Origin of the sequence: Methylobacterium haplocladii (assembly GCF_007992175.1) — a bacterium.
GTDB lineage: Bacteria > Pseudomonadota > Alphaproteobacteria > Rhizobiales > Beijerinckiaceae > Methylobacterium > Methylobacterium haplocladii.
The window spans coordinates 12197-36926 of record NZ_BJZT01000048.1; the positions used below are offsets into that span (position 1 = coordinate 12197).

Consider the following 24730-nt stretch of genomic DNA (forward strand, 5'->3'; position numbering starts at 1 on the left):
CATAAAAATCCATGACCGACGCCCCCCGCCTGCGCCCGAGCCTCCTCGACGCCCTGTTCGCTCCGGCGCGCGGGCTGCCCGGCGTTGGGCCGAAGATGGCGCCGCTCATCGAGCGGCTGCTCGGAACCGAGGAGCGGCCGGCGCGCATCGTCGACCTGCTGTTCCACCTGCCCCAGCGCGGCATCGCACGGCCCCTCTGCGGCGCGATCGCGCAGGCGCCGATCGGCGAGCCGGTGACGCTCGGCGTCACGGTGTCCGAGCATCGCCCGCCGACGGGGGGGCGCCGCGCCCACCGGGTGCTGGTCGAGGATGCCAGCGGCGACGTCAGCCTCGTCTTCTTCGGTATGCCGAAGGCCCGGGTGGAGAAGATGCTGCCGCTCGGCGCCCATCGCTACGTCTCGGGGCGGATCGAGCTGTGGGAGGGCCACCGGCAGATGGTGCATCCCTCGCGCATCATCGACGAGGCCGGCTTTTCGGACCTGCCCGCCGTCGAACCGGTCTACGGCGCCACCGAGGGGCTGACCTCGCGCGCCATCAGCCGCCTCGCCCACAGCGCCCTCGACCGGCTTCCGGTGCTGCCGGAATGGCAGGACCCGGCCTGGCTGCGGCAGAACGCGCTTCCCCCCTTCGCGGATGCGCTCCGTGCCGAGCACCATCCGGAAGACGCCCCGCCCCCCGTGGCCGAGGGCGCGAGCCCGCCGCAGACTCCGGCCCGCCGCAGACTCGCCTATGACGAGCTCCTGGCCTCGCAGCTGGCGCTCGCCCTGATGCGTGCCCGTGCGCGGAAGAAGCCCGGCCGGGCCAATGCCGGCGACGGGCATCTGAAGGAGCGGATCGAGGCCGCCCTGCCCTTTTCACTGACGGGCGCGCAGGCGCGCGCGGTCGACGAGATCCGGGCCGACATGGCCTCGGACAAGCGCATGCTGCGCCTGCTCCAGGGCGACGTCGGCTCGGGAAAGACAGCGGTGGCGCTGCTCGCCATGGCCTCGGCCGTCGAGGTCGGCCGGCAGGCGGCGCTGATGGCGCCGACCGAGATCCTGGCACGGCAGCATTTCGAGCGGCTGACGCCGCTGATCGGGGCGCTGCGCATCCGCCTCCTCACCGGCCGCGACAAGGTCGCCGAGCGCCGTGCGACGCTGGCCGACCTCGCCACGGGCAACATCGATATCGTGGTGGGCACCCACGCGCTGTTCCAGGACAGCGTGGTGTTCGCCGATCTCGGCGTCGCCGTGGTCGACGAGCAGCACCGCTTCGGTGTGCACCAGCGCCTCGCGCTCGGGGCCAAGGGCGAGGCGGTGGACATCCTCGTGATGACCGCGACGCCGATCCCGCGCACCCTGGCGCTGACCTTCTTCGGCGACATGGACGTCTCGGTGCTCGACGAGAAGCCGGCCGGGCGCCAGCCGATCAAGACGATCACCATCCCCGTCGAGCGCACGGAGGAGGTGGTGGCGGGCCTCCACCGGGCGCTCCAGGCAGGCGACCGCGTCTACTGGATCTGCCCGCTGGTGGCGGAATCCGAGTTCATCGACCTCGCCGCCGCGGCCGAGCGCTTCGACGACCTCACCAAAGAGTTCGGCACCACCGTCGGCCTGATCCACGGCAAGATGCCGGGGCCGGAGAAGGACGCCGCCATGGAGCGCTTCGCCTCCGGCGAGACCCGGATCCTGGTCTCGACCACGGTGGTCGAGGTCGGCGTCGACGTGCCGGAGGCCACGATCATGGTGATCGAGCATGCCGAGCGCTTCGGCCTCGCCCAGCTCCACCAGCTGCGCGGCCGCGTCGGGCGTGGCCAAAAACCCTCGTCCTGCCTGCTGCTCTATCGCGGACCGCTGGGCCAGGTCGCCAAGGCGCGGCTCGAAATGATGCGCGAGACCGACGATGGTTTCCGGATCGCGGAAGAAGACCTGCGCCTGCGCGGCGAGGGCGAGGTGCTCGGCACCCGCCAATCCGGTCTCGCCGCCTTCCGCCTTGCGCGGCTGGAGAGCGACGGCGACCTGCTGGAAGTCGCCCGCGACGATGCCCGGCTGATCGTGGAGCGGGATCCGGGTTTGCGGAGCGAACGGGGCGAAGCGCTGCGGGTGCTGCTGTACCTCTTCGAGCGGGATGCGGCGATCCGGTTGCTCGGGGCGGGGTGAGGTATCCGGCGGGTGAACGAAAGCCTGCAGAACGTTCAGATTCGCCGCTGTCCTGCCCGTTCAGACAGCAGGAACCTGAACGGGTCTTCCGCTGCGGCAGACTGCGCGCCCGCGCCGCATTCCAAGCGCTTGATGCGATCTGATAAATTTGATTTAGATACGGAATTTCAGAGACTTGGAGGAATATCCTGAAGCACTGCAAGAACTGCGTCCGGTGCCGCGGGACAGGCAGTGTGGCCTTCATGAACTTGAAATGAACGTATTACCGGCTTAACTGGAGATGAACGAAAGGCCCGTCACATTGGGCTGCCACAGACGAATCGGGAGACCGACCATGTCGAACGGACTGTTCCAGAATCTGCCGGGTGCCCACGAAATGGGCTACGCGAGCGCTCTGCCGAACGAGCCGTGGCTGCTTCCGATCAGCGACACGATCGCGGCCGCGCCCTCTTCCGAGGAGCTGATGGCCGGCGTGCGCCAGTCGGCCCGTCCCTTCAAGATCGCTGCGAACGCGCTTTGCGCCGTGCTGGCCCTTCTGCTGACGGCGCAGATGACCACGGGTTGGGTCGGTTCGGGTTCGCACCCGTCCACGGGTCAGATCGCCGACGCGACTCCGCCGACGATCGCCGTCGAGAAGGCCGCGCTGACCGTCAGCCACTGACGCAGCGAGGGCGCCCGGCGCCCTCACCCCACCGCTGATCTATGCCTCTTGGCGCGCCGGCTCCCGGCGCGCCTTTTCGTTGTCCGGCGCATCCACCTGCCCCGGACGCAGCGAGGCGGCCATGGCCTGGAGGCGGCCCTGCGGGTCCTCCGGCTGGATCACCCCGGCCGACATCACGAGCTTGGCGGCATCGTCGACGCTGATGGCGAGCTCGATCACCTCCGAGCGCGGCAGGTAGAAGAAGAAGCCCGTCGTCGGGTTCGGGGCGCAGGGCAGGAAGACCCCGACATAGTCGTGGCCGCCGGTGCCCTCCGCCGTCACGTCGCCCTTCGGAAGCGCCGCCTGCACCTCGACCCCGGCGGGCGCGGACAGGAACACCACCGACCACGTGCCCTTAACCGGAAACTCGACGAGCCCCACGGTGCGGAAGGAGGTGCCGTTGGCGGAAAACAGCGTCTCGAAGATCTGGCGGAGGCCTCGGTAGAGGCCGGAGATCACCGGTGTGCGGGCGAGCAGCACCTCGCCGAACTCGACGACCGAGCGACCGACGAGGTTCGCCGTGAGGAAGCCGAGCAGCGTCACCGCGACGAAGGCGATGACGAGGCCGAGGCCCGGAATCGAGAAGGGCAGGTAGTGGTCGGGCAGGTAGCTCGCCGGCACCAGCGGCTTCACCCAGCCGTCGATCAGCGCGATGATCCACCAGGTGATGTAGATCGTGATCGCCAGCGGCCCGGCGACGATGATGCCGGTGAGGAAGTAGGTGCGAAGCCGCCCCCGTGCGCTCACGCGCTTCTTGGGCGAGACGGGATCGGGCTCCGGGATCGGCGTGATGGTTGGCGCCACGGATGTACTCTGGACCATGGGATGCCGGACGTGCGCCGTCGGGTCCCCCGCTCAGAGGTAGCCGGTCGCCCGACGCGCCTCAAGAGCGCGGCCGTGCCCAATCGTCCGGGAGCCCTGCGCCGCCGGCCCGCGTCGGGCTCGGGGCGTGCCGGCGCTCCGCACGCCGGCGCAACACATAGAGCGTGATCCCTGTGGCTGCGAAGAGCGGCATCGCCAGGGCGGCGAGCGCGAAGATCAGGGCGAAGACGTCGCCGAAGAAGCGGCCGCGATGCACCTCCAGCATGTTGTCGGCGAGACGCTGGCCGAGCGGCTTGTCGTCGTAGCGCTTCGATCCGAGCACCGCGCCGGTCGCCGGATCGAAGGTGATCTCGTTGCGCGCCTTCGGATGGTCGGCGTCCCTGGCCAGCCAGCGGATGCGGATCGCGGTGGCGTCCGGACCCGGCAGGGTCAGGATGGCCAAAGCCGCCGCCCTGCCCTCGCCCTGCCGGAAGGCGGTCCAGGCCGCGTCGAGGGCCGGCTGCCCGTCCGGCCCCTTGCGGCCGAGCACCCGGCCCGCCTTCGCCTCCGGCGCCCTGCCGGTGAGGAGCCAAGTCGCGCCCGTGCGATACCAGTCGTAGGACCACCACAGGCCCGACAGCGCGATCACGAGGTAGACCGGCAGCATCCAGGTGCCGACGATCGTGTGCAGCGACCACCAGCGCGCCCGGCCCGGCCGTGCGAGGTTCGGCTTCAGCCAGATCCGCCAGCGATGGATCTTGGGCCAGCGCAGATACAGGCCGGTGGCGATAAAGACGAGGAGCGCCAGCGCGCAGGCGCCGGTGATCTGCCGGCCCCAGCCCTTGCCCTCGCCGGGGATCAGCAGCCAGCGGTGCAGCTCGCGGATCGTCGCGAAGGTGGTTTCGCCGCGTGCCTCTCCGAGCTGCACGCCGTCATAGGGGTCGAGATAGACGGAAGGAGGACGCGCTCCGGTCTTCGCGTCGTAGACGAAGCGGGCGCGCACCGCCCGGCCCGGCTCACCGGCAAACGTCAGCGCGTTGACCTTCAGCGGCGGGCACGCCGCCTCGAGGCCCGCCACCAGCGCCTGCGGGCCGAGGACCGGGCGCTCGCGCACGGCGACCACGGCGCGGTCGGCGTTGAGGAGGTCGGTGATCGCCTCCTCGTAGCTCATCAGCGCCCCGGTCACGCCCATCAGCGCGAGCACCAGCCCGGCCGTGAGGCCGAGCGCCCAGTGCAGGCGGAACAGGATCGTTCGCAGGATCATCTTAGTGGCCCCCGTGACTGACGTCCCGAGGGCCGTCCGCCGCACGGGCGGCGGCGCGCAGTCGCGCTTGCCAACGGCCGATCGCTGGAAGAGTCGAAGCCAACGGTCGTTGGCCGAGAGCACATCGCCTCACCAGAAGACGCGGGCCGAGGCGATGGCCTGGAAGGGCTCGCCGACCTGGACGCCGAGATTCGTGCCGATGGAGGAGCTGTAATAGGTCGTGTCCGTCAGGTTGCGCAGGTTCAGCTGCAGGGTCGTCGGCTGGCCGTGCACCGTGGTGTCGTAGGCGATGAAGGCGTCGGCGACCGCATAGTCGGGCAGCCGGAAGGTATTGACGGCGTTGCCCGGCCGCGCGCCGACGTAGCGTCCGCCGATGCCGGCCCGCAAGCGCCCGTCGCCGACCGGGCCGAAATCGTGGGTCAGGAACACGGACGCGGTGTGCGGCGCCACGTTGAGCAGCTCGTTGCCCCTCAGCGTCGGATCGGCGGTGACCACCGCGTCGGTATAGGCGTAGGTGGCGATGACGCTCCAGTCCGGCGCGATCTGGCCGGCCACGTCCAGTTCGAAGCCGCGCGAATTCACCTTGCCGGCGGTACGGCTGAACGAGATGCCGCCGATCACCTCGGTGTAGAGCACGTTCGCCTTGTCGATGTCGTAGAGCGCGGCGGTGGCTGTGATGCCGTCGAAGACCTCGGCCTTCAGGCCGACCTCGTAGGCCTCGCCCTCCTCCGGCGGCAGCGCGCCGATGGCGCTGGCGATGGAGGAGTTCGGCCGGAAGGTCTGGCTGTAGGACGCGTAGACCGACAGGCTCGGGGTCAGCAGGTAGACGAGGCCGAGGCGGGGCACCACGCGGCCGCCCGACACGTCGGTGTTGGTGTTGAACGGCCGGCCCTTGCCCGCGATCTGCGAAAAATCCTGGTATCGCAGGCCGCCGACGAGCAGCAGCTGCTCGGTCAGCGCGATCGTGTCCTGCGCGTAGACCGAGGCCGTCGAGATCCGCTCGCGCTGGTCGCTGTCGACGGCCGAGACGGCGAAGCTCTGCGGCAGGCGGCCGTAGACCGGATTGAAGATGTCGAAGCGCGTGCTGTTCGGCCCGCGGATCAGCCGCGTGCGCAGAACGTCCGAATAGTCGTACGACGCGCCGACCAGGAGGTCGTGCTCAACTCCGAAAAGGCTTTCCTTGCCGGTGACGTCCAGCCGGCCCGAATGCACCGAAAAGTTCGAGTCCTGGGTGGCGTCGGCCCGGCGCACCAGGGCGTTGGTGGCCGGGTTGTAGGAGATCACCCGGGCCTGGTTGTCCTGGTAGAAGTTGTTGCTGAAGGCGTAGTTCAGGTTCGCCTTCCAGGCCGCCCCGAGATCGTGCGCGATGTCGAGCCCGGCGACGTGGTTCTCGCCCGCGGTGATGTTGTAGCGCTCGTCGAAGCGGCGGTCGCGCGGCGTGTTCACCGGCTTGCCGCTGCGCAGATCGAAGATCGTGCCGCGGTCGAACGGGAACTTGTAGTGCGACCACTCGTAGGAGACCGTCACCCGGGTGTCGTCGCCCTGCCAGGTCAGCGAGGGGGCGACGACCTGCTGGTTCTGGGTGCCGAAGTTGCGCCAGTACTCGGCATTGCGATGTTGCGCGATGAAGCGATAGGCGAGGTTGGTGCCCGCGATCGGCCCGGTCAGATCCGCCTCGATCCCCCCGCCGTCGAAGCTGGTGCCGAACACCTCGACGTAGCCCGCCTGCTCGAAGCGCGGCTTCTTGGTGACGATGTTGATGAGGCCGCCCGGATCGAGGATGCCGTAGAGGGCCGAGGCCGGGCCTTTCAGCACCTCGACGCGCTGCGTCGTCGGCATGAACGAGCGCGGCAATGCCGTCCTCAACCCATCGCGAAGAATCGAACCGTCGCGGTTGTCGCCGAAGCCGCGGCGGATGAAGGCGTCCTGCGTGCCGCCGAGCGTGTTGGTCTGGGTGATGCCGGAGACGTTGTAGAGCGCCTCGTCCAGGGTCCGCACTGCCTGGTCCTGCAGCGCCTGCTCGGTGACGACGGCCACCGCCTGCGGGATCCTGATGATCGGCGTCTCGGTGCCCATCGCGATCGAGGAGCGCACCGGCTGGTAGCCGCGCGAGACCGCCTTCCCGTCGCCGCTCACCGAGAGTTCGTCGAGGGCGATCACCGGATCGCTCGGTCCCTCCGCACTGGCCGGCAGAACCAGGGCCGGCATCAGAGCGGCGGCCAAGGCTCCGGCACCTAAGGCCCCGGCGGTGATCGTCCTCGACATGGTGTGGTGCCTGTCCGGCGGATACGTCGCGCGCCGGGCCGATCCCGATGCCGCCTGGACGCCTCCATCGCCCGCCGCGGTAAGTCACGGCTTCGTGGGCGGTCAAATGCATTTATAGTTGTATCAGCTGCAAAATCTTATAATTATAATCATTCTAATGATCCGGATTGAGCTTCTGGTCAATTATCGATCAAATATTGATGATTATAGTCAGTAAATCCTTTGGTCTGGGTTCCCGTTGATTGCGTGCATTTTCGGCTCGGTCTCGATGCGGGCCGCCGACCGGCACGACGGTTCGACGACGGCTGTGGCGGCCGGGACACGGGCGTCCGGGTCGACGCCCATGCGGCTCTGAAGCCTCCTTCAGTCGCAGCACGAACCGCGGGCCGGGGCGCCGTCGTACTCGTCGTGCAGCCGCACCCAGCTCATGGTGGCGGTCTCGTTGCGGCCCTTCGGGGCGAGGTCGAGCCAGTTGAAGGCGCCGACCAGGGTCTCCAGGCCGCGCGCGTAGGTCGAGTAGGTGTGGAACACCGCACCCGTCTCGTCGCGGGCGAACAGGCTCGCCCCGGGCAGATCGGGGGCATTGGAGGCTTCGTCGCCGTAATTGTAGCTCGCGCCGGTTCCGTTGCGGAAGGACACGCCGAAATCGGCGGTGAACGGACCGTCGCCCGCCGAGACCCAGGGGAAGCGCCAGCCGAGCCGCCGCTTCACTGCCGTGATCCGCTCGAGGGGTGCCCGCGAGATCGCGCAGAAGGCGAGGTCGGCCTGCTCGAAATGCTGCCGGGCGGCGTCGACATGATCGCCGATCAGCGAGCAGCCCGGGCAGATGTGATCGGAATCCGGGGCCAGCATGAAGTGATAGACCGCGAGCTGGCTCCGGCCCGCGAACAGCGCGCCGAGCCCCTTGCGGCCCTCCGGCGTGTCGAAGGCATAATCCGTCTCGACCCGGACCCACGGCATTTCGCGACGCGCGGCGCTGAGGGCGTCGCGCCGGTGGGTGAGATCACGCTCCTGCGCCAGCAGTGCCTTGCGGGCCGCGAGCCAGGTATCGCGGTCGACGATGGTGGGACGGGTCATCGCTATCCTCCTTGTCTCGGGCGGTGAAATGCCGGGCCGCGCTGCAAGGACGGGCGAGGGCTCGGAATCCCGACAGGCCGGCGACTGGGAATTTCAAGACGAATCGGAATCAGCGTACGCAGCCGAGCCTCGCGCAGGTAGAGGCCGCCCCACAGCAGCAGCCCGAGATAGAACCCGAACAGCAGGTGGCTGACGACCGGACTCCCGACGCGCAGATGCGTGGCCATCGCCCCGCCGAGATAGCCGGTGAGCAGGATCGCCCCGAGCACGGACGTCCGCGGCGTCGCGTAGAGCAGCGTGCAGACGAGCGTCACGATGCCGAGCCCGCGCGCCATCGCCTCGCTCGCCGGCCGGCCGAGTTGCGTCAGCGTCTCGGTGACGGGCGCGATCGGCACGAGTTTGATGCCGGCGTCGAACAGCAGAAAGGCGATCACGAGGCCGCTCATGACGCGGCCGGTGAGCGTCATGGTTCGCGAACCATCCGTGTGTGCTGCCTCGGTCCGCATGGAAATGTCCCTCGTTCCGGCGCGGCGCGCTGCGGCCTGCTCGCTCCGAGAACGTGCCGCCAAGGCTCGTCCCGACAGACCGGGCAATCACGAGGGACCATCGGCACCCGGGTGGCGCGGTGCCGGATCAAGCGATCGATACGGCGCGTGCCGCCGGCGGCATCACCCCCAACCCGTCGAGCTGCATCCGGATAAAGGCCGCCTCCGCTGCGGTGCCGGCGAGCGCGATCGCCCGGTCGAAGCTGATCCGGGCCTCCTCGCTCCGGCCGAGTTCCTTCAGGAAGGCGCCGCGGGCGCCGTGGAAGTAGAAGTAGCCGGAGAGGTCCCTTTCCAGAGGCGCGATCAGCGCGAGTGCGTCTTCCGCACCGCGCGCCTTGAACACGGCCACCGCCCGGTTGAGCGTCGCCACGGGCGAGGGCTGCATCCGCTCCAGGCTCGCATAGAGGTGGTCGATCTGCTGCCAGTCGGTCTCGGCGGCCGTTGCCGCGCAGGCGTGGAGGGCGGCGACCGCTCCTTGAATCTGGTAGGGGCCGGGCCGGTTGTGGCGCATCGCCTTGTCGAGGAGGGCGAGGCCTTCCCCGATCATGCCGCGATCCCACGTCGCGCGGTTCTGGTCCTCCAGCAGCACCACGGCGCCGTGGGCGTCGAAGCGGGCGGCGGTGCGCGCATGCTGCAGCAGCATCAGCGCGGCGAGGCCCATGATCTCGGGCTCCGCCGGGACGATCCTGAGCAGCAGCCGGACGAGGCGGATCGCCTCGTCGCAGAGGGGCGCGCGTGCCGCAGTCTGGTCGTAGCCGGCGGAATAGCCCTCGTTGAAGACGAGGTAGAGCATGGCCGCCACCGCCGCGAGGCGCTCGGCGCGCTCAGCGGGTCCCGGCGCCTCGAACGGAACTTCGGCCTTCGCCACACGCCCCTTGGCGCGGGTGATGCGCTGCTCCATCGCGCTCTCGCCGACGAGAAACGCGCGGGCGATCCGTGCCACCGACAGGCCGGAGACGATGCGCAAGGCGAGCGCGATCTGCTGCGTGCGCGGCAGGTCCGGATGGCAGCAGATGAACAGCAGCCGCAGGATGTCGTCGCGGTACGCCGCGCCGTCGAGACGTTCGGCGAGCGCGCTCTCCGCGTCCTCCAGATCCGAGAGTCGTTCCTCGTCCGGCAGGGCTTCGAGCCGGCTGCGCTTGCGCGCGGCGTCCACCCCGGCATTGCGCCCGACCAGGATCAGCCAGGCGGCGGTGTCGCGCGGGGGGCCGTTCTTCGGCCAGTTCGCCAGCGCCCGGAGACAGGCCTCCTGAAAGGCCTCCTCCGCCGTGTCGAGATCGCGGAAATACCGCAGCAGGGCGGCAACGGCGACGGGGCGCGCCCCGGTCAGCGCCTGCTCGATCCAGTCGAGATCGCTCATGGTCCTGCGGCTTTCGCATCGAAGAAGTTGGCGACGGGGCGCAGTTCGTAGCTGCCGCCGGGATTGGCCATGCCGAGCTCTTTCGCGATGGCGAGCGCCTCTTCCAGACCCGCGACCTCCACGAGGTAGAACCCGAGCAGCTGCTCCTTGGTCTCGGCGAAGGGGCCGTCGATGACGAGGGGCGGTTCGCGGTCCTTGCGCAACGTGGTGGCGGCGGTGGTCGGCATCAGCCGGGCCACCGGCCCGAGCCGGCCCTCGCGGGCCAACCGTTCCTGAACGACGGCGAGCCGCTGCATCACCGCGTCGTCCTGCTCCCGGCTCCAGGCGCAGACCGCATTCTCGTCGTGATAGCAAAGGATGGCGTAGAGCATCGCGGCAATCCCGTTTCGTCCCGAGGACGGACGAGACTAGCCGCTGCCGACACGGGGGTGCAAAAACGTCGCTCCGCCGTCGGCCGCTGAGATTATGTGGGCAAAGTTCCCACATAATTCCGCAACAATCGCTTCCTAGACATGGTCTCCGCCTGCAGGAGACCGATCGATGCCCCCTCCCCGGCGGAGCCGCCTCCGCACCCACGAGATCCTGGTTCTCGCCTTCGGACTGGTCTGCGCCGGGGTCGTCGTGGCGACGGAGGACGCGCCGCGGATCATGCCGCCCGTGGTGTCCTACGGGGCCTTCGCGGCCGGGGCCGGGTCCCATGGCGGGCTCACCTCCGGCTGCCTCGGGATCGTGGGCCTGCTGCGATGCCGCTAGCGGCACACTGCATCGTCGGTGTCGGATGCCCGCCCCCGGCCCTGCTCATCGTCGCTGCCGCGTGATAGGCGACGCGCCGGATCGGCCGACGGCACCCGGCGTGCCGCAACCCCGGCACGAGGACATCCCGGATGAGCGACAACCAGCCGATCGCCCTGGCGCTGCACGGGGGAGCCATCGCCAACCGGCGTCGCGACTATGCCCGCGAGATCCCGCACATGCAGGGGCTCGTCGAGGCGGCCCGGGACCGCTTGCTGGCCGGAGCCTCCGCCCTCGACGTCGCGGTGGAGACGATCGCGGCCCTGGAGGCCTCGGGCCTCTACGCCGCCGGCCGGGGGGCGTCTCCCAACGGCGCCGGCCATTACGAACTCGATGCGAGCCTCGTCGACGGTACCACTGGCGCGGCCGGCGCGGTCGCGGCGCTGCAGGGCTTTCGGAGTCCGATCTTGGCGGCGCGCGCCGTGATGGAGGCGACCCCGCATGTCCTGCTGGCGGGGGACGGCGCCGCCGCGTTCGCGCACGAGCAAGGTCTCGCAGCCATCGATGACCGCGAGAACTGGTTCACCCATGCCGGGCTCGACGGCGGCCTGCCGCCGCCGGGCGAACTGGCGCACGGCACCGTCGGCTGCGTGGTCCGGGATGCGCAAGGCCGGCTTGCCGGGGGTACCTCCACCGGCGGCGTCTTCGGCAAGCTGCACGGCCGCGTCGGCGACACGCCCCTTGTCGGCGCCGGGGTCTGGGCCGACCGCCATGTCGCGGTGTCGAGCACCGGACAGGGCGAATACTTCATCCGCACCGCCGCCGCGGCCCAGGTGGCGATGCGGATGCGCTTCGGCCGGGAGAGCCTGGAGGACGCGACCCGGGGCGCGCTCGCCGACATCGCAGCGCTCGGCGGCGAGGGCGGCATGATCGCCATCGACGCGGAGGGCCACGTCGTGATGCGGTTCAATTCCGCGGGCCTGAAGCGCGCGGCTTTGCACCGCGACGGACGGATCGAGGTCGGGGCGTTCTGATTCTTTCGCCGGTCGATGGGTTCGGGCCATCGTAGGCCACCGACTCAGCCGTCCTTGCGAGCGCAGCGAAGCAATCCAGGGCCGACGCTCAAACGTCGGCGTGTCGGACCTGGATTGCTTCGCTGCGCTCGCAAGGACGAGGAGGGGTCCGAGGCGATCGAGCGGGGACCGTAGAAGCCCCTACTCCGCCGCCGCCGCCATCCGTGCCTCGTCGGACGGGGCGTCGGGCGCATTGGGATCGCCCGGCGCCGTCTCCCAGCCGAGCGCCGGGATCGCCACGGTGCGGAGATTGCGAAACCCCGCCCGCACGGCGATGTGGCCCTTGCGTTCGAGAAACGAGATCATGCCGCGGGCGCGGCCGGCCGAGCGGGTGCCGCAGATCCGCGCCACGGTGGCGTCGGGCGGACATTCGGCCCGGTTCATCGCGGCGCGGGCGAACAGCAGGAACAGCGTGCGGTCCTCCACCGGCACATCCTCGGCGGCGGCGAGCGCCTGCCGCCAGCGCTCGTCCGAGGCGTCCATGGTGTCGGCGCCGGCCTTGGCGAAGGCGAGGAGCCGCCGGAATTCCTCGCGGTCGGCGTGGCCCGGCAGGCGCTTGAAGCGGTGGGCGTAGGAGAATTCGTTGAAGAGCTTCTGCTCGTCGGCGAAGGCGTTGTCGGGGTTGGCGACGATCTCCTGGACGATCGCGCGCAGGATCGCCTCGCGCTCCTCGGCCGGCATCGAGGGGATCGGCGGATGCTCCGCCTCGTCGGCCTCGCGCCGCTCGGCGATTTTTTGCAGCATGTCGTTGACGGAGGGCGGCGGCGGCACGGCCGCGCGGCGCTCCGCCAGCGGACGGACTGCCGCCATCGGCACGGGGGCGAGCAGGGCCTCGCGCTCCTCCCGCGTGACCTCGCTCGGTGGCGGTGTGAGCTTGGGCGCACTCCCGAGGGCGCTGGCCGCGACGGAGGCGACCTTCAGCTGGGTCGGACGCCGGTAGAGCGCGGGTCCGAGCGCCATGAAGTGGCCGCGGCCGAGATCGCGAAACATGTCGGTCGAACGCCGGTCCATGCCCAGGAGGTCGCCGGCCCGAGCCATGTCGATGTCGAGGAAGGTGCGTCCCATCAGGAAGTTCGAGGCTTCCGCGGCGACGTTCTTGGCGACCTTGGCCAGGCGCTGCGTCGCGATGATACCCGCCAGCCCGCGCTTGCGGCCGCGGCACATCAGGTTCGTCATCGCGCCGAGGGAGAGCCGGCGGGCGTCTTCGGAGAACTCGCCCTTCTCGACGGGGGCGAAGAGCTGCGCCTCGTCGACCACGACGAGGGCCGGATGCCAGTGCTCGCGGTCGGCGTCGAACAGGGCGTTGAGGAAGATGCCGGTGGCCCGCATCTGCCCCTCGACCTCGAGATTCTGCAGGTCGAGGACGGCCGAGACGCGGGACTGGCGCACGCGCAGCGCGATGGTCTCGAGCTCGACGTCGCCCCGGCGCGCGTCGATCACGACGTGGCCGTAGCGCTGGCTCAGCGAGACGAAATCCCCTTCCGGATCGACGATGATCTGCTGAACCGTGCCGGCGCTCTGCTCCAGGATGCGCATCAGCAGGTGCGACTTGCCGGATCCGGAATTGCCCTGGACCAGAAGCCGCGTCGCCAGCAGCTCCTCGATGTCCATGACGGCCGGCTCGGCCTGAGCCCCCTTCACCAGGACGTCGCCGAGGACGATCTCGATCTTCATACGGTGTTCCGCTCGGGCTCGCGCGATCCGCGGCCGGCCCCCTCGTTCCCTCGATCAAAGCCCGGTTTCGGAGGCGATGTCCACCGAACCGCGGATCCGCTCAGCGCAGGCCGCGCAGGGCCATCTCCTCCGGTGCCTGCCCGGCCGCGTCCTGGCGTGCGAGGATGCCCGCGAGGTCGAGGGGCCGATCGTCGCAAGCGTCGACGCCGACGTCGCAGGAGCGGCTGGTGTCGGGCAGCCAGGCATGGGTGTGGCCGTAGAGGTGACGCGTCTCCCGCCAGAAGCCCGGCCAGCTCCGATGCGGATAGTGCGAGAGGAACAGCCGCCAGGGCTGCCCGGCGGCGTCCTCCACCGTGATGCGGGCGCTCTCCACCGGGCTCGCGTCCCACGGCAGGTCCAGCACCCGGTTCGTGTCGTGATTGCCGCGCACCAGCCGCTTGATGCCGTTGAGGCGGGCGAACATCGCCGCGCAATGCGCCCGGCTGGCCTCGGCCGCGAAGTCGCCGAGATGCCAGACCTCGTCTCCGTCCGCGACCGTCGCGTTCCAGTGCGCGATCAGGGCTTCGTCATGGTCCTCGACGGAGCCGAACCGGCTGCGGCGACGCTGGACGAGGGCTGCGTCACCGAAATGCGTATCTGCCGTGAAGAAGGTCGCCATGCGTCCTGCAGAAGAATGATGCGCCGGTTGGAGCGGGCGGCGCGGTAGCTGGTGCAGCCGGGATGCATCGCAAGCCGCTGCGGCGCGGGGCCGCCGTGCGGCGTCATGGACCGGACGGCGGCGGATATCGCGGCGTGACCTCGCGTTGACCGCGGTGCCGTTCCCGAACCCATGCGGTCGAGCACGGCGCCAAGTCTTTGCTCCGACGCCAAGTTTTCGCTTCGGCGCCAAGCTTTCGCCTCGGTGCACGGTCTTGCGGCGAACCCTATCCACGTCGCCGGAATGCGATTCAGCACCCCAGTCCAGGATTTTTCGATGAACACGTTCACCCTCGCTCTCGCGGGCGCCATGGCGTTCGCCTTGCCCGCACTGGCCCAGACGGCCACGTCACCCAGTGCCCAGGCCGGGGCACCGACCGGCACCGGGGCCGGCGGACAGAACAACACCGGCGGCGCGACGGACGTCACCGTCCCGCGCGGCTCGACCGGGGCCGACACCTACCAGTCGAACTCGGCCGCCAGCGGCAATGCCGAGCAGCCCGAGCGTGCCGTCCCCCAGGGCAGCGGCGGTGCCAGCGGCGCGAACTGAGCCGCGGGGCCGCGTGGTCGCTCGGCTACTCCGCCGCTGCGATCTCGAATTCCATGCCGCGGCCCGGCCCACGGTCGGCGTATCCGACGAGCGTGTAGCCGCGATCGGCCAGGGCCGCTTCCAGGTCGTCGCGGTGGCGTCGAAACATCTGCCCGATGGCCAGCGGCGTCAGCCGCGGATTGCCCTGCCGGAGTGCATCGACCCCGATGCCGAGCGGCACGCCGCTCCGGTCGGCGATCCGGACGATTGCGGCGGCGAGGTCCGCGGCTTTGGTCTCGGATGCCGATTTCGCCTTGAAAGCCATCCCGCACCTCGGCCCGCCACATCCCCTCCATAGAGCATTTTCGTGCGATTGCCGCGACGCGACGGAGCGCGTTCGTGAGGCCGCCCCGTCCTCGGGGCGTTCGCTGCTCGCGGGTGCCGTCCGCCGTGGACCGCGCGATCCGGTCGGTCTGCCTTAACCGGCCGCTTACCGAAAGCCGCGAAGTTGCGCCTCCATCCCAACCGAGAGGACAGCATGACCGGCACGACCGACACGGTAGGCGTCGCGGGCGATCGCATCCGTTCCATCATCGAACGCATCGAGCGGGTCGAGGAGGAGATCAAGGATCTGATGGAGGCGAAGAAGGAGATCTTCGCCGAGGCCAAGGGCGAAGGGCTCGACGTCAAGATCCTCAAGGAGATCCTGAAGCTGCGCAAGCAGGACAAGGACGAGCGCGACGAGCACGAAACGCTGCTGGAGGTCTATCTGCGGGCCATGGACTCGCCGTCCCCCAAGCCGATGGCCGAGGCGGCCTGAGGCGCATCCCGGCGGCACGTCATCCGCGGGGAGAGCCGTTGCCGCCGCTCTCCCTGCGCGACTCCCCGCGCGACCGGGCCGCTACTCGACCGTGACCGACTTCGCGAGGTTGCGCGGTTGGTCGACGTCTTTCCCCATGAAGACGGCGGTGTGGTAGGCGATGAGCTGGATCGGCACCGCGTAGACGATCGGTGCGACCACGGGGTCGACTTCCGGCATGGTCAGCGTCGCCAGCGTGTCGAGGCCGTGCCCGGCTGCGCCCTTGGCGTCGCCCACCAGGATGATGCGGCCGCCGCGGGCCGCGACTTCCTGCATGTTCGAGACGGTCTTTTCGAAGATCGCGTCGTGCGGGGCGATCACGATCACCGGGACGCTCTCGTCGATCAGCGCGATCGGGCCGTGCTTGAGCTCGCCGGCGGCGTAGCCCTCGGCGTGGATATAGCTGATTTCCTTGAGCTTCAGCGCGCCCTCGAGCGCCATCGGGTAGCTCGTGCCGCGGCCGAGATAGAGTACGTCGCGGGCCTTCGCGATCTCACGGGCCAGCACCTCGATCTCGGGCTCCAGGGCGACCGATTCCGCCATCAGCCCCGGCACGGTGATGAGTGCGTCGACGAGGGCGCGCTCGCGGGCGGCGTCGATGGTGCCGCGTGCCCGGCCGGCGGCGATGGCGAGGCAGAGCAGCACGGTGAGCTGGCAGGAGAACGCCTTGGTGGAGGCGACGCCGATCTCGGGGCCGGCCAGCGTCGGCATCACCACGGAGGATTCCCGCGCGATCGTCGAGGTCGGCACGTTGACGACCGCGAGCGAGTGCTGGCCTTGGCCCTTGGCGTAGCGCAGGCTTGCCAGGGTGTCGGCGGTCTCGCCCGATTGCGAGATGACGAGCGTCAGCCCGTCCCGCTCCAGCGGCGGCTCGCGGTAGCGGGTCTCGGAGGCCACGTCGATCTCAACGGGAAGCCGCGCGATGGTCTCGAACCAGTATTTGGCGACGAGGCCGGCATAGTAGGCCGTGCCGCAGGCGGTGATCGAGAGCCGGCTCAGCTTGGCGAAGTCGAAGGGCAGCGCCTCGGGCAGTGCGATGCGGCCGTTCGCCAGATCGACGTAATGGGCGAGCGTGCGGCCGACGACCTCCGGCTGCTCGTGAATCTCCTTCGCCATGAAGTGGCGGTGATTGCCCTTGTCGACGAGGTAGGCCTGGGAGACGATCTTCTGGCGCGGACGGTTCACGACCTGATTGGCGATGTCGCGAATCTCGGCGCCGTCGCGGGTCAGGATCGCCCAGTCGCCCTCGTCGAGATAGGTGATCTCGTCCGTGAACGGGGCGAGCGCCAGGGCGTCCGAACCGAGATAGGTCTCGCCCTGCCCGAAGCCGATGGCGAGCGGCGCGCCGTGGCGGGCGCCGATCAGGAAATCCGCCTCGCCCGAAAACAGGAACCCGAGGGCGAAGGCGCCGCGCAGGCGCGGAAGGGCCGCCTCGACCGCGGCGACGGGGCCTAGCCCACCGTCCATCAGGTGGCTGACGAGCTGCGCCACGACCTCGGTGTCGGTCTCGGTCTCGAAGCGGGCGCCGGCGGCCTCCAGCTCCTGCTTCAGCTCGCGAAAATTCTCGATGATGCCGTTATGAACCACCGCCAGCCGCGCCGTGGCGTGCGGATGGGCGTTGGTCTCGTTGGGGCGTCCATGCGTGGCCCAGCGCGTGTGGCCGATGCCGATGGCGCCGCTCAAGGGCGACTGCAGCAGCTTCAATTGCAGGTTCGAGAGCTTGCCCTCGGCGCGGCGGCGCTCCAGGCGGCCATGCTCCAGGGTGGCGATGCCGGCGGAGTCGTAGCCGCGATATTCGAGCCGGCGCAGCGCCTCGATCACCTGACCGGCCACCGCGTCCCGCCCGACGATGCCTACGATTCCGCACATGGGGTGTCTCTCGTGTCTGGTCGGGTCGGGCATGGTCCCGCCATGGGACGGGGGCGGGTCATGAGATCGCCATCGAGCAAGGCTTGGACCAGGGTGTTTACCGGAGGCAACCGGGGAAGGACCAGCCGTTCTGAAACGGGTGGGTCTCTCGGGTTCGAATGTGGCCGGAATGACGATGGAGCCGGATTTCGTAGATCCCGTTTCAAGGGGCAAAACCGCGGAAGCGGATGCTTGCTCGCAGATCGACGATAGGCAGCAGGTCCCGCCCTCCGGCATCCCCGTACCGCGTGATCCGCTTGAGAAGACCCCGGTTTGGACATATTGTCCAATTCTCTCGATCCGAGGAGTGACATCATGCGAGCTTGGCAAGCTGCCGAAGCCAAGCAGAACTTCAGCAGGCTGGTCGATGCGGCTAAGGACGGTCCGCAGATGTTGCTCAGGCACACGGAACCGGTCGGGATCGTGCTGTCGATGAAGCACTACGAGCAGCTTAGGGATCAGGCCAACGCCGCATTCGCCAATTTCCTGCTTGCGTCGCCGCTCGAGGAGAACGACTTCGACAAGGATGTCGGCATGAGCCTCTCCGGTGGCTGATGCGCCGGCCGCCTGGATCGTCGACACGAACGTGATCTCGCGGCCGACCTCCCCGAAGGATGATCCGGACCCGCCGGCGTCCAGGTGGATCCGTCGCAATGCGCGGCTCATCCGCGTCAGTGCCGTAACGATCGCAGAGGTTCGTCGCGGGCTTGCGCTGGAAGCGTTGCGGATCGAGCGTTTGAAGGATCTGCCAGCCCGACGGCGCGACCGTGCCGTACTCGACGCCAAGACAGGCTGGTACGATCAGCTGCGATCCCGCTTCGCCGACCGCATCGTTCCCATCGACGCCGACGTTGCCGACCGCTGGGCCGACGTCTCGGTCCGGTTCCCCTCCATCCGTGACGGCGACAAGGCTATCGTCGCGACGGCGCTGGTTCACGGGTACGGGGTCGCCACGCGAAACACGTCCGATCTCAAGGCTTCGGGCGTGCCGCTCGTGAACCCGTTCGATGCAACCATCTGGTGGCACGACGATGGTGAGCCGATGGCAAGCTCGGAGGGCGAATGACCGTTTCGCCTCCGAACGTAGCCCTACGGTTCTTGCCGGCGGACCACGTTCACCCCTTCGCCGACTTCCCTGCCTTCGCCGCGAGCATCGCGCCGCGCTTCGACTTCGCCAGCCCCTCGATGGTCTTCTGGTGCCCCCGCGCGACGGCCAGCGCGTCGGCCGGCACGTCGCGCACGATCACCGAGCCCGCCCCCACCAGCGCGCCCGCGCCGATACTGACAGGCGCCACCAGCGCGGAGTTCGAGCCGATGAAGGCCCCTGCCCCGATGCTGGTGCGATGCTTGTTCACGCCGTCGTAATTGCAGGTGATGGTGCCGGCGCCGATATTGGCGCCCGCGCCGACCTCGGCATCGCCGAGATAGCTCAGGTGCGAGGCCTTGGCGCCGGCATGCAGCACCGCGTTCTTGATCTCGACGAAGTTGCCGAGGTGGACGCCCTCCTCCAGCACCGCCCCGCCGCGCAGGCGCACATGCGGGCCGATATCGACGTTGTCCATCAGCCGCGCATCGCGAAGGTGCGAGAAGGCGCGGATGGCGCAACCGTCGCCGATCACCACGCCGGGGCCGATCACCACGTGCGGCTCGATCGTCACGTCGCGGCCGACGACGGTATCGGCGCTGAAGAACACCGTCTCGGGTGCGATCAGCGTCGCGCCGCCGAGTTGCGCCGCCCGGCGCAGGCGGCCCTGGATCGCCGCCTCGGCCACCGAGAGCTGAACCCGGTCGTTGACCCCTTGCGCCTCGGCCTCGTCGATCGACACCACCGCGACCCGCAGGCCCTCGGCCACCGCGAGCGCCACCGCGTCGGTGAGATAGTATTCGCCGCTGGCATTGTCGTTGCCGATGCGGGTCAGCAGCCGCAGGGCATGCGTGCCCGAAAGCGCCATCAGCCCGGCATTGCCGAGCCTCACCCGGCGCTCCTCCTCCGAGGCGTCCTTCTCCTCGCGGATCGCGACGACCTGCCCACCCTCGGTGAGCACGCGGCCGTAGCCCTTCGGATCCGCCGCCTCGAAGGCGAGCACGGCGACCGCCGCGCCGCCCCCGAGCGCGGAGCTGAGCCGGCGAAAGGTGTCCGCGGTGACGAGCGGCGTGTCGCCGAAGGCGATGATGACGTCCGCGCCGCCCTCCAAGGCCTCGCGGGCCTGCAGCGCGGCATGCGCCGTGCCGAGCCGCTCGACTTGGGGATGGACCCGCGCGCCCGGCGCCAGGGCCTCGACTTCGGCGGCGACGTCGGTGCGCTCCGGCTCGATCACCACGCTGATGCCGGTGGCGCCGGCCTCCTGCACGGCCGTGAGCACGTGGCCGAGCATGCTGCGCCCGGCGATGGCATGCAGCACCTTCGGCAGGTCGGAGCGCATCCGCGTGCCCTTGCCGGCCGCGAGCACGATCGCGGTGAAGCCGTGGTGGCCCGTCGGGTGGCTTTCGTCTCCTGGCGTCATCCGCTGGTCCGCTCCTGCTGACCGAGAGATGCGCCCGATCGCGTTGCGCCCGGCGCATCTCTCACGTCTCGTTTTGTCGCGCGCTCCGGCGCCGAACCGGCTTCCACGTCGGCGGAGCGCGCTTTCGGCCGCGGATGTAACCGATCGCACGGCCTGGACAAACCAGCACCAGGCCCTTCACAAGCAGGCAACCTTAACCCCGGGTTCAGGCGTTGCCCCCTAATCCCGGCAGGATTTCGCTTCCACCACCGACGCTTGCATCGACGAGGGCATGACGCATTCCACCACCGGCAATCCCGAACACGCGCCGTTCGGCCTTTCAGGTGGAGACCCGTCGCGGGCGTCCGAGGGTGCGCGGGGCGCGGCGGACGCCGTTTCGCACAGCCGCCGGGACCTCCTGTGTGCCGCCGCCGGCGCTTTCGCCGGTGCGGTGCTCGGCATCGACGCGGTCCTGGCGCAGACGGCCCCCGCCCTGCCGGGAGCCGGCACGCCGTTCACCGCGACCACCGTCCCGGACCTCGCCCGAGCACTCGCCCGGCAACCCTATGTCGCTCCGCGCACGGACGACCTTCCGGATATCCTGAAAAACCTGTCGCGCGAGCAATACGCCGCGATCCGCACGGCGCCGGGCGCGGCGATCTGGGGCGATGCCGGCCTCGATTTCGCGGTCGAACCGCTGCATCGCGGCTCGGTCTATGCCGACCGGGTCTCGCTGTTTCTCGTCGAGGACGGCACCGTCCGTCCCGTGCCCTATGCCCGCGACCGCTTCACGGCGGACGGCCTCGCTCTGCCCGATCCCGGCCAGGGCGATCCGGGGTTTTCGGGGTTCCGGCTGCGGGCCCGCTTCGCCGGGGCGGACCTCTCCGATTTCGCGGTCTTCCAGGGCGTCTCGTTCTTCCGGCTGATCGCCCGCGGCCAGGGGTTCGGTCTCACCGCCCGCGCCCTGATGCTGCGTCCGGCCGACAGCCGCGGCGAGGATTTTTCGCGGTGGCGGGCGTTCTTCATCGAACGGCCCGGCAAGGACGGCGCGCCGCTGGTGCTTCACGCCCTGCTTGATGCCGAATCCTGCTCGGCGGCGCTCCGCATGACCCTGAAGCCCGGGGATGCCTCGGTCGTCGAGGTCGAGGGCACGCTGTTCACCCGCACGGCGATCGACCATCTCGGTCTGGGGGGCGCCCAGTCGAGCTACCTGTTCGGGCCGAACGGCCGGCGCGGCCTCGACGACGCCCGCGCCGCCGCCCATGCCTCCGGCGGCCTGCAGATCCGCAACGGCGGCGGCGAGGCGATCTGGCGCCCGGTGAACAACCCGCAGAATCTGCAGATCTCCTCGTTCCTCGACGACGGCCCCAAGGGCTTCGGCCTGATGCAGCGGGCGCGCGACTACACCGCCTTCCAGGACGACGTGCAGCACTGGGAGTGGCGGCCCTCGCTCTGGATCGAGCCGATGCCCCCGACCGAGGGCGACGCGGACAAGGCGCTCTGGGGGCCGGGCGCGGTGACGCTCCTCGAGATCCCGAGCGATTCGGAGGTCAACGAGAACGTCATCGCCTATTGGCGCCCCAGGGCGGCGATCCCCGAGAAGAGCGAGGCCGGCTTCCGCTATCGCCAGACCTGGTGCTGGCAGCCGCCGGAGCCCGCGCCCGACCAGCCGGCCCTGGCGAGCGTCTCCACGAGCCGCAGCGGGCGCGGATCGAGCGCCGCCCGCCGGCTGTTCCTCGTCGACTTCACCGGGGACATCCTGTTCGCGGGCCCGGACGGGACCGTGCCGGAACTGCGCACCGTCCTGATCGCCAATCCCGGCACGATCACCCGGCAGGTGCTCTACCCCTACCCGGAGCGCCGCACCGTGCGCGTCGCCTTCGAACTCGATTCCGGCGGCCAGCCGGCCAGCGAATTGCGTCTCGCCCTCAAGGCCGGCGAGCGCCAGGTGAGCGAGACCTGGCTCTATCGCTGGACCGGCTGATGCCAAAACCCGTGATCGCCCCCCGGATATGCCGATGACGGATTCCATGACCCTCGACGACGTGCGGGAGCCCACGCTCCCGTTGGCGCTCCCCCCGGCCCTGCCGCCCGACGAACGGCCGCGGGGCGGCTTCCGGCCGGCGATGCCGCCGGAGGCGCCGCTGGTCATGCCGGTCCAGGATCTTTCGCAGTGGGACGCTGCGGCCCGCCGCAGGCCGTCGCGGGCCGAGACACGGCCCTGGGCGGCGCGGGCCTTCGTCTTCGGCGGCGCGGCGGCGCTCACCGCCTACGGCACCCTGCAGATGTACGAGGTCATCTCGGTCTCGGGGGGCGCCACCGCCCTGCAGTACGTGCTGCTGGTGCTGTTCACCCTCACCTTCTCCTGGATCGCGCTCGCCTTCACCGCCGCGATCCTCGGCTTCTTCGCGCTCCTGCGCGCCAAGCCGGAACCCGCCCCGCCGACGGCGCTCGCGACGCGCACCGCCGTGGTGATGCCGGTCTACAACGAGGCGACGGCCCGCACCTTCGCCGCCGTCCAGGCCATGCGCGAGGCGGTCGAGGCGACGGGGCTCGGCGACCATTTCGACTGGTTCGTGCTCTCGGACACGACGCAGGCCGATGCCTGGATCGCCGAGGAGCGCGCCTTCCTGAAGCTCCGCGACGAACTCGGCCCCGAGGCCCGGCTCTATTACCGTCACCGTCCCAAGAACCATCACCGCAAGGCCGGCAACATCGGCGACTTCGTCAGCCGCTGGGGGGCCGCCTACGACCACATGCTGGTGCTCGACGCCGACAGCCTGCTCTCGGGCGGCTGCATCATCGGGCTCACCGCCGCCATGGAGGCCGACCCCGATTCCGGCATCGTCCAGAGCCTGCCGCTGATCATCAACCGCAACACGCTGTTCGCCCGCGTCCAGCAATTCGCCGCCCGCATCTACGGGCCGGTGATCGCCACCGGCCTGACGATCTGGTCCGGCCGCGACGGCAATTACTGGGGCCACAACGCGATCATCCGCACACGGGCCTTCGCCGAGGCCTGCGGCCTGCCCGACCTGAAGGGCAATCCGCCCTTCGGCGGCCACATCCTCAGCCACGATTTCGTGGAGGCGGCGCTGATCCGGCGCGCCGGCTGGGGCGTGACCATGCTGCCGCGCCTCGAAGGCTCCTACGAGGAGAGCCCGCCGACCCTGATCGACCTCGCCGTGCGCGACCGGCGCTGGGCCCAGGGCAACCTCCAGCACGCGCGGGTGATCGGTGCGGCCGGCCTCGCTCCGTCCTCGCGCCAGCATTTCGCCACCGGTATCATGGGCTACCTCGCCTCGCCGCTCTGGCTCGCCCAGCTCGTCATCGGTGTCGCCCTCGTCCTGCAGACGGCCTGGGTGCGGCCGGAATACTTTTCCGCCGAGTTCGGCCTGACCCCGGTCTGGCCGCGCTTCGATCCGGTGCGCGCGCTCCAGCTCTTCGGCCTCACCATGGGCATCCTGCTCGCGCCGAAATTCCTGGGGCTGTTTCTCGCGCTGATCGACGGCGCCGTGCGAAAGGCCTCGGGCGGCGGCATCCGGCTGGTGCTGTCCTTCCTGATCGAGATCCTGCTCTCGGCGCTGATCGCGCCGATCGCCATGCTGATCCAATCGGGCTCGGTGTTCCAGATCCTGGCCGGACGCGACACCGGCTGGAACCCGCAACGCCGCGACGACGGCTCGATTCCCCTCTCCGATATCGTGCGCCGCCACCGCTGGCACACGTTTCTCGGCCTGCTCACGGGCGTCGCGGCCTTCGCCATCGCCACCTCGCTCTTCCTCTGGATGTCGCCGACGATCCTGGGCCTGGTGCTGGCGATCCCGATCTCCTGGGCCAGCGGCCAGCTCGCCTGGGGCCTCGCCCTCAAGCGCTTCGGCCTGCTCGGCACGCCGGAGGAGCGCACGCCGCCGCCGGTGGCCGTGCGCGCCGCCGAGCTCACTGCCCGCAACGCCCGGCACGGTTTCGACGACGCGGACGCGCTCCGGACCCTCCACGCCGATGCAGGCCTCGCCCACGACCACGCCGCGATGCTGCCCCAGGGCGCCAGCCGCCCGCGCGGCACCATCGACACCGACCGCACGCTGGCCCAGGCCAAGATCGTCGAGGCCGACACGCTCAGCGAGGCGAGCGCTTGGCTGCAGCCCAAGGAGCGCATGGCGCTCCTGCACGATCGCGCCCTCCTCGACCGCCTCGCCCGCCTGCGCGCGGCCTGAGCGAAAGTCGTACGGTTTCGGTTTCCGGCCACCCCTGTTGTCCGCTACAAGCATCCGGCCCGCCCCGGCTCGGAGGGCGGACCCGGCTCCAGCCGGAACGGAAGGGTGGCCGAGCGGTTTAAGGCAGCGGTCTTGAAATTCGCTTGCCGCCATCCCAAGCCATTTCGTTCCGTCCCGTAATGTGCTGATTGGCATTGTGTTTTTGATCCGGAGCGTTGTTCGAATCCTTGCCCATCCCAGCCCGTGCTACCGTATTGGGTAGCAAAAGCGGTAGCAGACGGACACGGTCTGTTCGCTAGGCGCTAGTTCCCCTCCCCCAAACGGGAGAGATGGCTTTCCTCACACGGCAACCGCGCCACCATGGCGCGCTCCATCGGGGCACAGCCGCCCGTCTCGGATCGTTCAGTCA

21 protein-coding genes and 1 pseudogene are annotated in these 24730 nt (G+C 69.7%); 10 read left to right on the forward strand and 12 right to left on the reverse strand.

The window, feature by feature from the left end; genetic code table 11:
• Positions 1-11 precede the first annotated feature (11 nt).
• Together recG and MHA02_RS20495 are read left to right on the forward strand one after the other, a co-directional pair.
• Positions 12-2138 carry an ATP-dependent DNA helicase RecG gene (recG, locus tag MHA02_RS20490; RefSeq protein WP_147082225.1) on the forward strand — a complete coding sequence of 709 codons (2127 nt, stop codon included), beginning with the start codon at positions 12-14 and terminating at the stop codon, positions 2136-2138.
• A gap of 334 nt (positions 2139-2472) precedes the next feature.
• On the forward strand, positions 2473-2799 hold the full coding sequence (locus tag MHA02_RS20495; RefSeq protein WP_147082227.1) for a hypothetical protein: 327 nt from the start codon (positions 2473-2475) through the stop codon (positions 2797-2799).
• Positions 2800-2838: 39 nt separating this feature from the next.
• Here the strand turns inward: MHA02_RS20495 and MHA02_RS20500 are convergent, their stop codons facing one another.
• From MHA02_RS20500 to MHA02_RS20530, 7 genes and pseudogenes are all read right to left on the reverse strand, one after another.
• Positions 2839-3642 carry a DUF502 domain-containing protein gene (locus MHA02_RS20500; protein ID WP_238180523.1) on the reverse strand — a complete coding sequence of 268 codons (804 nt, stop codon included), beginning with the start codon at positions 3640-3642 and terminating at the stop codon, positions 2839-2841.
• 79 nt (positions 3643-3721) lie between these two features.
• A complete protein-coding gene (locus MHA02_RS20505) occupies positions 3722-4903 on the reverse strand; it encodes a PepSY-associated TM helix domain-containing protein (protein ID WP_147082231.1) in 1182 nt (393 codons plus the stop codon).
• Positions 4904-5032: 129 nt separating this feature from the next.
• Positions 5033-7168 carry a TonB-dependent siderophore receptor gene (locus tag MHA02_RS20510; RefSeq protein WP_147082233.1) on the reverse strand — a complete coding sequence of 712 codons (2136 nt, stop codon included), beginning with the start codon at positions 7166-7168 and terminating at the stop codon, positions 5033-5035.
• A gap of 363 nt (positions 7169-7531) precedes the next feature.
• On the reverse strand, positions 7532-8245 hold the full coding sequence (locus MHA02_RS20515; RefSeq protein WP_147082235.1) for a DUF899 domain-containing protein: 714 nt from the start codon (positions 8243-8245) through the stop codon (positions 7532-7534).
• 98 nt (positions 8246-8343) lie between these two features.
• Positions 8344-8751: pseudogene (locus MHA02_RS20520) on the reverse strand (DoxX family protein); the annotation flags it as partial.
• Between the two features lie 127 nt (positions 8752-8878).
• Complete coding sequence (locus tag MHA02_RS20525; RefSeq protein ID WP_147082239.1) at positions 8879-10150, reverse strand: RNA polymerase sigma factor; 1272 nt, start codon at positions 10148-10150, stop codon at positions 8879-8881.
• Entirely contained in the window at positions 10147-10521 is a 375-nt protein-coding gene (locus MHA02_RS20530) for a YciI family protein (protein ID WP_147082241.1), read from the reverse strand. The genes MHA02_RS20525 and MHA02_RS20530 overlap by 4 nt, the downstream gene beginning before the upstream one ends.
• A 169-nt stretch (positions 10522-10690) precedes the next feature.
• Here MHA02_RS20530 and MHA02_RS20535 point away from each other — a divergent pair, with 169 nt between their 5' ends.
• Both MHA02_RS20535 and MHA02_RS20540 read left to right on the forward strand, forming a co-directional pair.
• Positions 10691-10903 carry a hypothetical protein gene (locus tag MHA02_RS20535; protein ID WP_147082243.1) on the forward strand — a complete coding sequence of 71 codons (213 nt, stop codon included), beginning with the start codon at positions 10691-10693 and terminating at the stop codon, positions 10901-10903.
• Between the two features lie 131 nt (positions 10904-11034).
• Positions 11035-11916 carry an isoaspartyl peptidase/L-asparaginase family protein gene (locus MHA02_RS20540; RefSeq protein ID WP_147082245.1) on the forward strand — a complete coding sequence of 294 codons (882 nt, stop codon included), beginning with the start codon at positions 11035-11037 and terminating at the stop codon, positions 11914-11916.
• 180 nt (positions 11917-12096) lie between these two features.
• Here MHA02_RS20540 and MHA02_RS20545 read toward each other — a convergent pair whose 3' ends face one another.
• Together MHA02_RS20545 and MHA02_RS20550 are read right to left on the reverse strand one after the other, a co-directional pair.
• A complete protein-coding gene (locus tag MHA02_RS20545; RefSeq protein ID WP_147082247.1) occupies positions 12097-13629 on the reverse strand; it encodes an ATP-binding protein in 1533 nt (510 codons plus the stop codon).
• Between the two features lie 100 nt (positions 13630-13729).
• Complete coding sequence (locus tag MHA02_RS20550) at positions 13730-14287, reverse strand: metallophosphoesterase (RefSeq protein ID WP_147082249.1); 558 nt, start codon at positions 14285-14287, stop codon at positions 13730-13732.
• Between the two features lie 315 nt (positions 14288-14602).
• On the opposite strand from MHA02_RS20550, the gene MHA02_RS20555 reads away from it, so the two are divergent.
• Positions 14603-14875 (forward strand): hypothetical protein, encoded by a 273-nt coding sequence (locus MHA02_RS20555; RefSeq protein WP_147082251.1) that lies wholly within the window; start codon positions 14603-14605, stop codon positions 14873-14875.
• A gap of 25 nt (positions 14876-14900) precedes the next feature.
• Here the strand turns inward: MHA02_RS20555 and MHA02_RS20560 are convergent, their stop codons facing one another.
• The gene (locus MHA02_RS20560; RefSeq protein WP_147082253.1) at positions 14901-15179 is read right to left on the reverse strand and encodes an adenylosuccinate synthase; all 279 of its coding nucleotides are present in this window, start codon (positions 15177-15179) and stop codon (positions 14901-14903) included.
• Between the two features lie 213 nt (positions 15180-15392).
• Between MHA02_RS20560 and MHA02_RS20565 the strand changes: the two genes are divergently transcribed.
• Positions 15393-15674 carry a DUF2312 domain-containing protein gene (locus tag MHA02_RS20565; protein WP_147082255.1) on the forward strand — a complete coding sequence of 94 codons (282 nt, stop codon included), beginning with the start codon at positions 15393-15395 and terminating at the stop codon, positions 15672-15674.
• Positions 15675-15755: 81 nt separating this feature from the next.
• Here MHA02_RS20565 and glmS read toward each other — a convergent pair whose 3' ends face one another.
• Positions 15756-17582, reverse strand: a complete 1827-nt coding sequence (gene glmS / locus MHA02_RS20570; RefSeq protein WP_147082257.1) for a glutamine--fructose-6-phosphate transaminase (isomerizing) — start codon at positions 17580-17582, stop codon at positions 15756-15758.
• Between the two features lie 354 nt (positions 17583-17936).
• Here glmS and MHA02_RS20575 point away from each other — a divergent pair, with 354 nt between their 5' ends.
• Together MHA02_RS20575 and MHA02_RS20580 are read left to right on the forward strand one after the other, a co-directional pair.
• A complete protein-coding gene (locus tag MHA02_RS20575) occupies positions 17937-18176 on the forward strand; it encodes a type II toxin-antitoxin system Phd/YefM family antitoxin (RefSeq protein ID WP_170249374.1) in 240 nt (79 codons plus the stop codon).
• Positions 18169-18687 carry a PIN domain-containing protein gene (locus tag MHA02_RS20580; protein ID WP_147082261.1) on the forward strand — a complete coding sequence of 173 codons (519 nt, stop codon included), beginning with the start codon at positions 18169-18171 and terminating at the stop codon, positions 18685-18687. Before MHA02_RS20575 ends, MHA02_RS20580 begins: the two co-directional genes overlap by 8 nt.
• 49 nt (positions 18688-18736) lie before the next feature.
• On the opposite strand, the gene glmU is transcribed toward MHA02_RS20580, so the two are convergent.
• A complete protein-coding gene (gene glmU / locus MHA02_RS20585) occupies positions 18737-20125 on the reverse strand; it encodes a bifunctional UDP-N-acetylglucosamine diphosphorylase/glucosamine-1-phosphate N-acetyltransferase GlmU (RefSeq protein ID WP_147082263.1) in 1389 nt (462 codons plus the stop codon).
• Positions 20126-20396: 271 nt separating this feature from the next.
• Between glmU and MHA02_RS20590 the strand changes: the two genes are divergently transcribed.
• Entirely contained in the window at positions 20397-22088 is a 1692-nt protein-coding gene (locus tag MHA02_RS20590) for an OpgD/OpgG family glucan biosynthesis protein (RefSeq protein WP_147082265.1), read from the forward strand.
• 142 nt (positions 22089-22230) lie between these two features.
• Entirely contained in the window at positions 22231-24321 is a 2091-nt protein-coding gene (gene mdoH / locus MHA02_RS20595) for a glucans biosynthesis glucosyltransferase MdoH (RefSeq protein WP_238180525.1), read from the forward strand.
• Positions 24322-24730 lie beyond the last annotated feature (409 nt).

Coding starts and splice junctions, on each gene's coding strand:
- recG (WP_147082225.1), top strand. CDS start 12: ATGACCGACGCCCCCCGCCTGCGCCCGAGCCTCCTCGACGCCCTGTTC.
- MHA02_RS20495 (WP_147082227.1), top strand. CDS start 2,473: ATGTCGAACGGACTGTTCCAGAATCTGCCGGGTGCCCACGAAATGGGC.
- MHA02_RS20505 (WP_147082231.1), bottom strand. CDS start 4,903: ATGATCCTGCGAACGATCCTGTTCCGCCTGCACTGGGCGCTCGGCCTC.
- MHA02_RS20510 (WP_147082233.1), bottom strand. CDS start 7,168: ATGTCGAGGACGATCACCGCCGGGGCCTTAGGTGCCGGAGCCTTGGCC.
- MHA02_RS20515 (WP_147082235.1), bottom strand. CDS start 8,245: ATGACCCGTCCCACCATCGTCGACCGCGATACCTGGCTCGCGGCCCGC.
- MHA02_RS20525 (WP_147082239.1), bottom strand. CDS start 10,150: ATGAGCGATCTCGACTGGATCGAGCAGGCGCTGACCGGGGCGCGCCCC.
- MHA02_RS20530 (WP_147082241.1), bottom strand. CDS start 10,521: ATGCTCTACGCCATCCTTTGCTATCACGACGAGAATGCGGTCTGCGCC.
- MHA02_RS20535 (WP_147082243.1), top strand. CDS start 10,691: ATGCCCCCTCCCCGGCGGAGCCGCCTCCGCACCCACGAGATCCTGGTT.
- MHA02_RS20540 (WP_147082245.1), top strand. CDS start 11,035: ATGAGCGACAACCAGCCGATCGCCCTGGCGCTGCACGGGGGAGCCATC.
- MHA02_RS20545 (WP_147082247.1), bottom strand. CDS start 13,629: ATGAAGATCGAGATCGTCCTCGGCGACGTCCTGGTGAAGGGGGCTCAG.
- MHA02_RS20550 (WP_147082249.1), bottom strand. CDS start 14,287: ATGGCGACCTTCTTCACGGCAGATACGCATTTCGGTGACGCAGCCCTC.
- MHA02_RS20555 (WP_147082251.1), top strand. CDS start 14,603: ATGAACACGTTCACCCTCGCTCTCGCGGGCGCCATGGCGTTCGCCTTG.
- MHA02_RS20560 (WP_147082253.1), bottom strand. CDS start 15,179: ATGGCTTTCAAGGCGAAATCGGCATCCGAGACCAAAGCCGCGGACCTC.
- MHA02_RS20565 (WP_147082255.1), top strand. CDS start 15,393: ATGACCGGCACGACCGACACGGTAGGCGTCGCGGGCGATCGCATCCGT.
- glmS (WP_147082257.1), bottom strand. CDS start 17,582: ATGTGCGGAATCGTAGGCATCGTCGGGCGGGACGCGGTGGCCGGTCAG.
- MHA02_RS20575 (WP_170249374.1), top strand. CDS start 17,937: ATGCGAGCTTGGCAAGCTGCCGAAGCCAAGCAGAACTTCAGCAGGCTG.
- glmU (WP_147082263.1), bottom strand. CDS start 20,125: ATGACGCCAGGAGACGAAAGCCACCCGACGGGCCACCACGGCTTCACC.
- MHA02_RS20590 (WP_147082265.1), top strand. CDS start 20,397: ATGACGCATTCCACCACCGGCAATCCCGAACACGCGCCGTTCGGCCTT.
- mdoH (WP_238180525.1), top strand. CDS start 22,231: ATGCCGCCGGAGGCGCCGCTGGTCATGCCGGTCCAGGATCTTTCGCAG.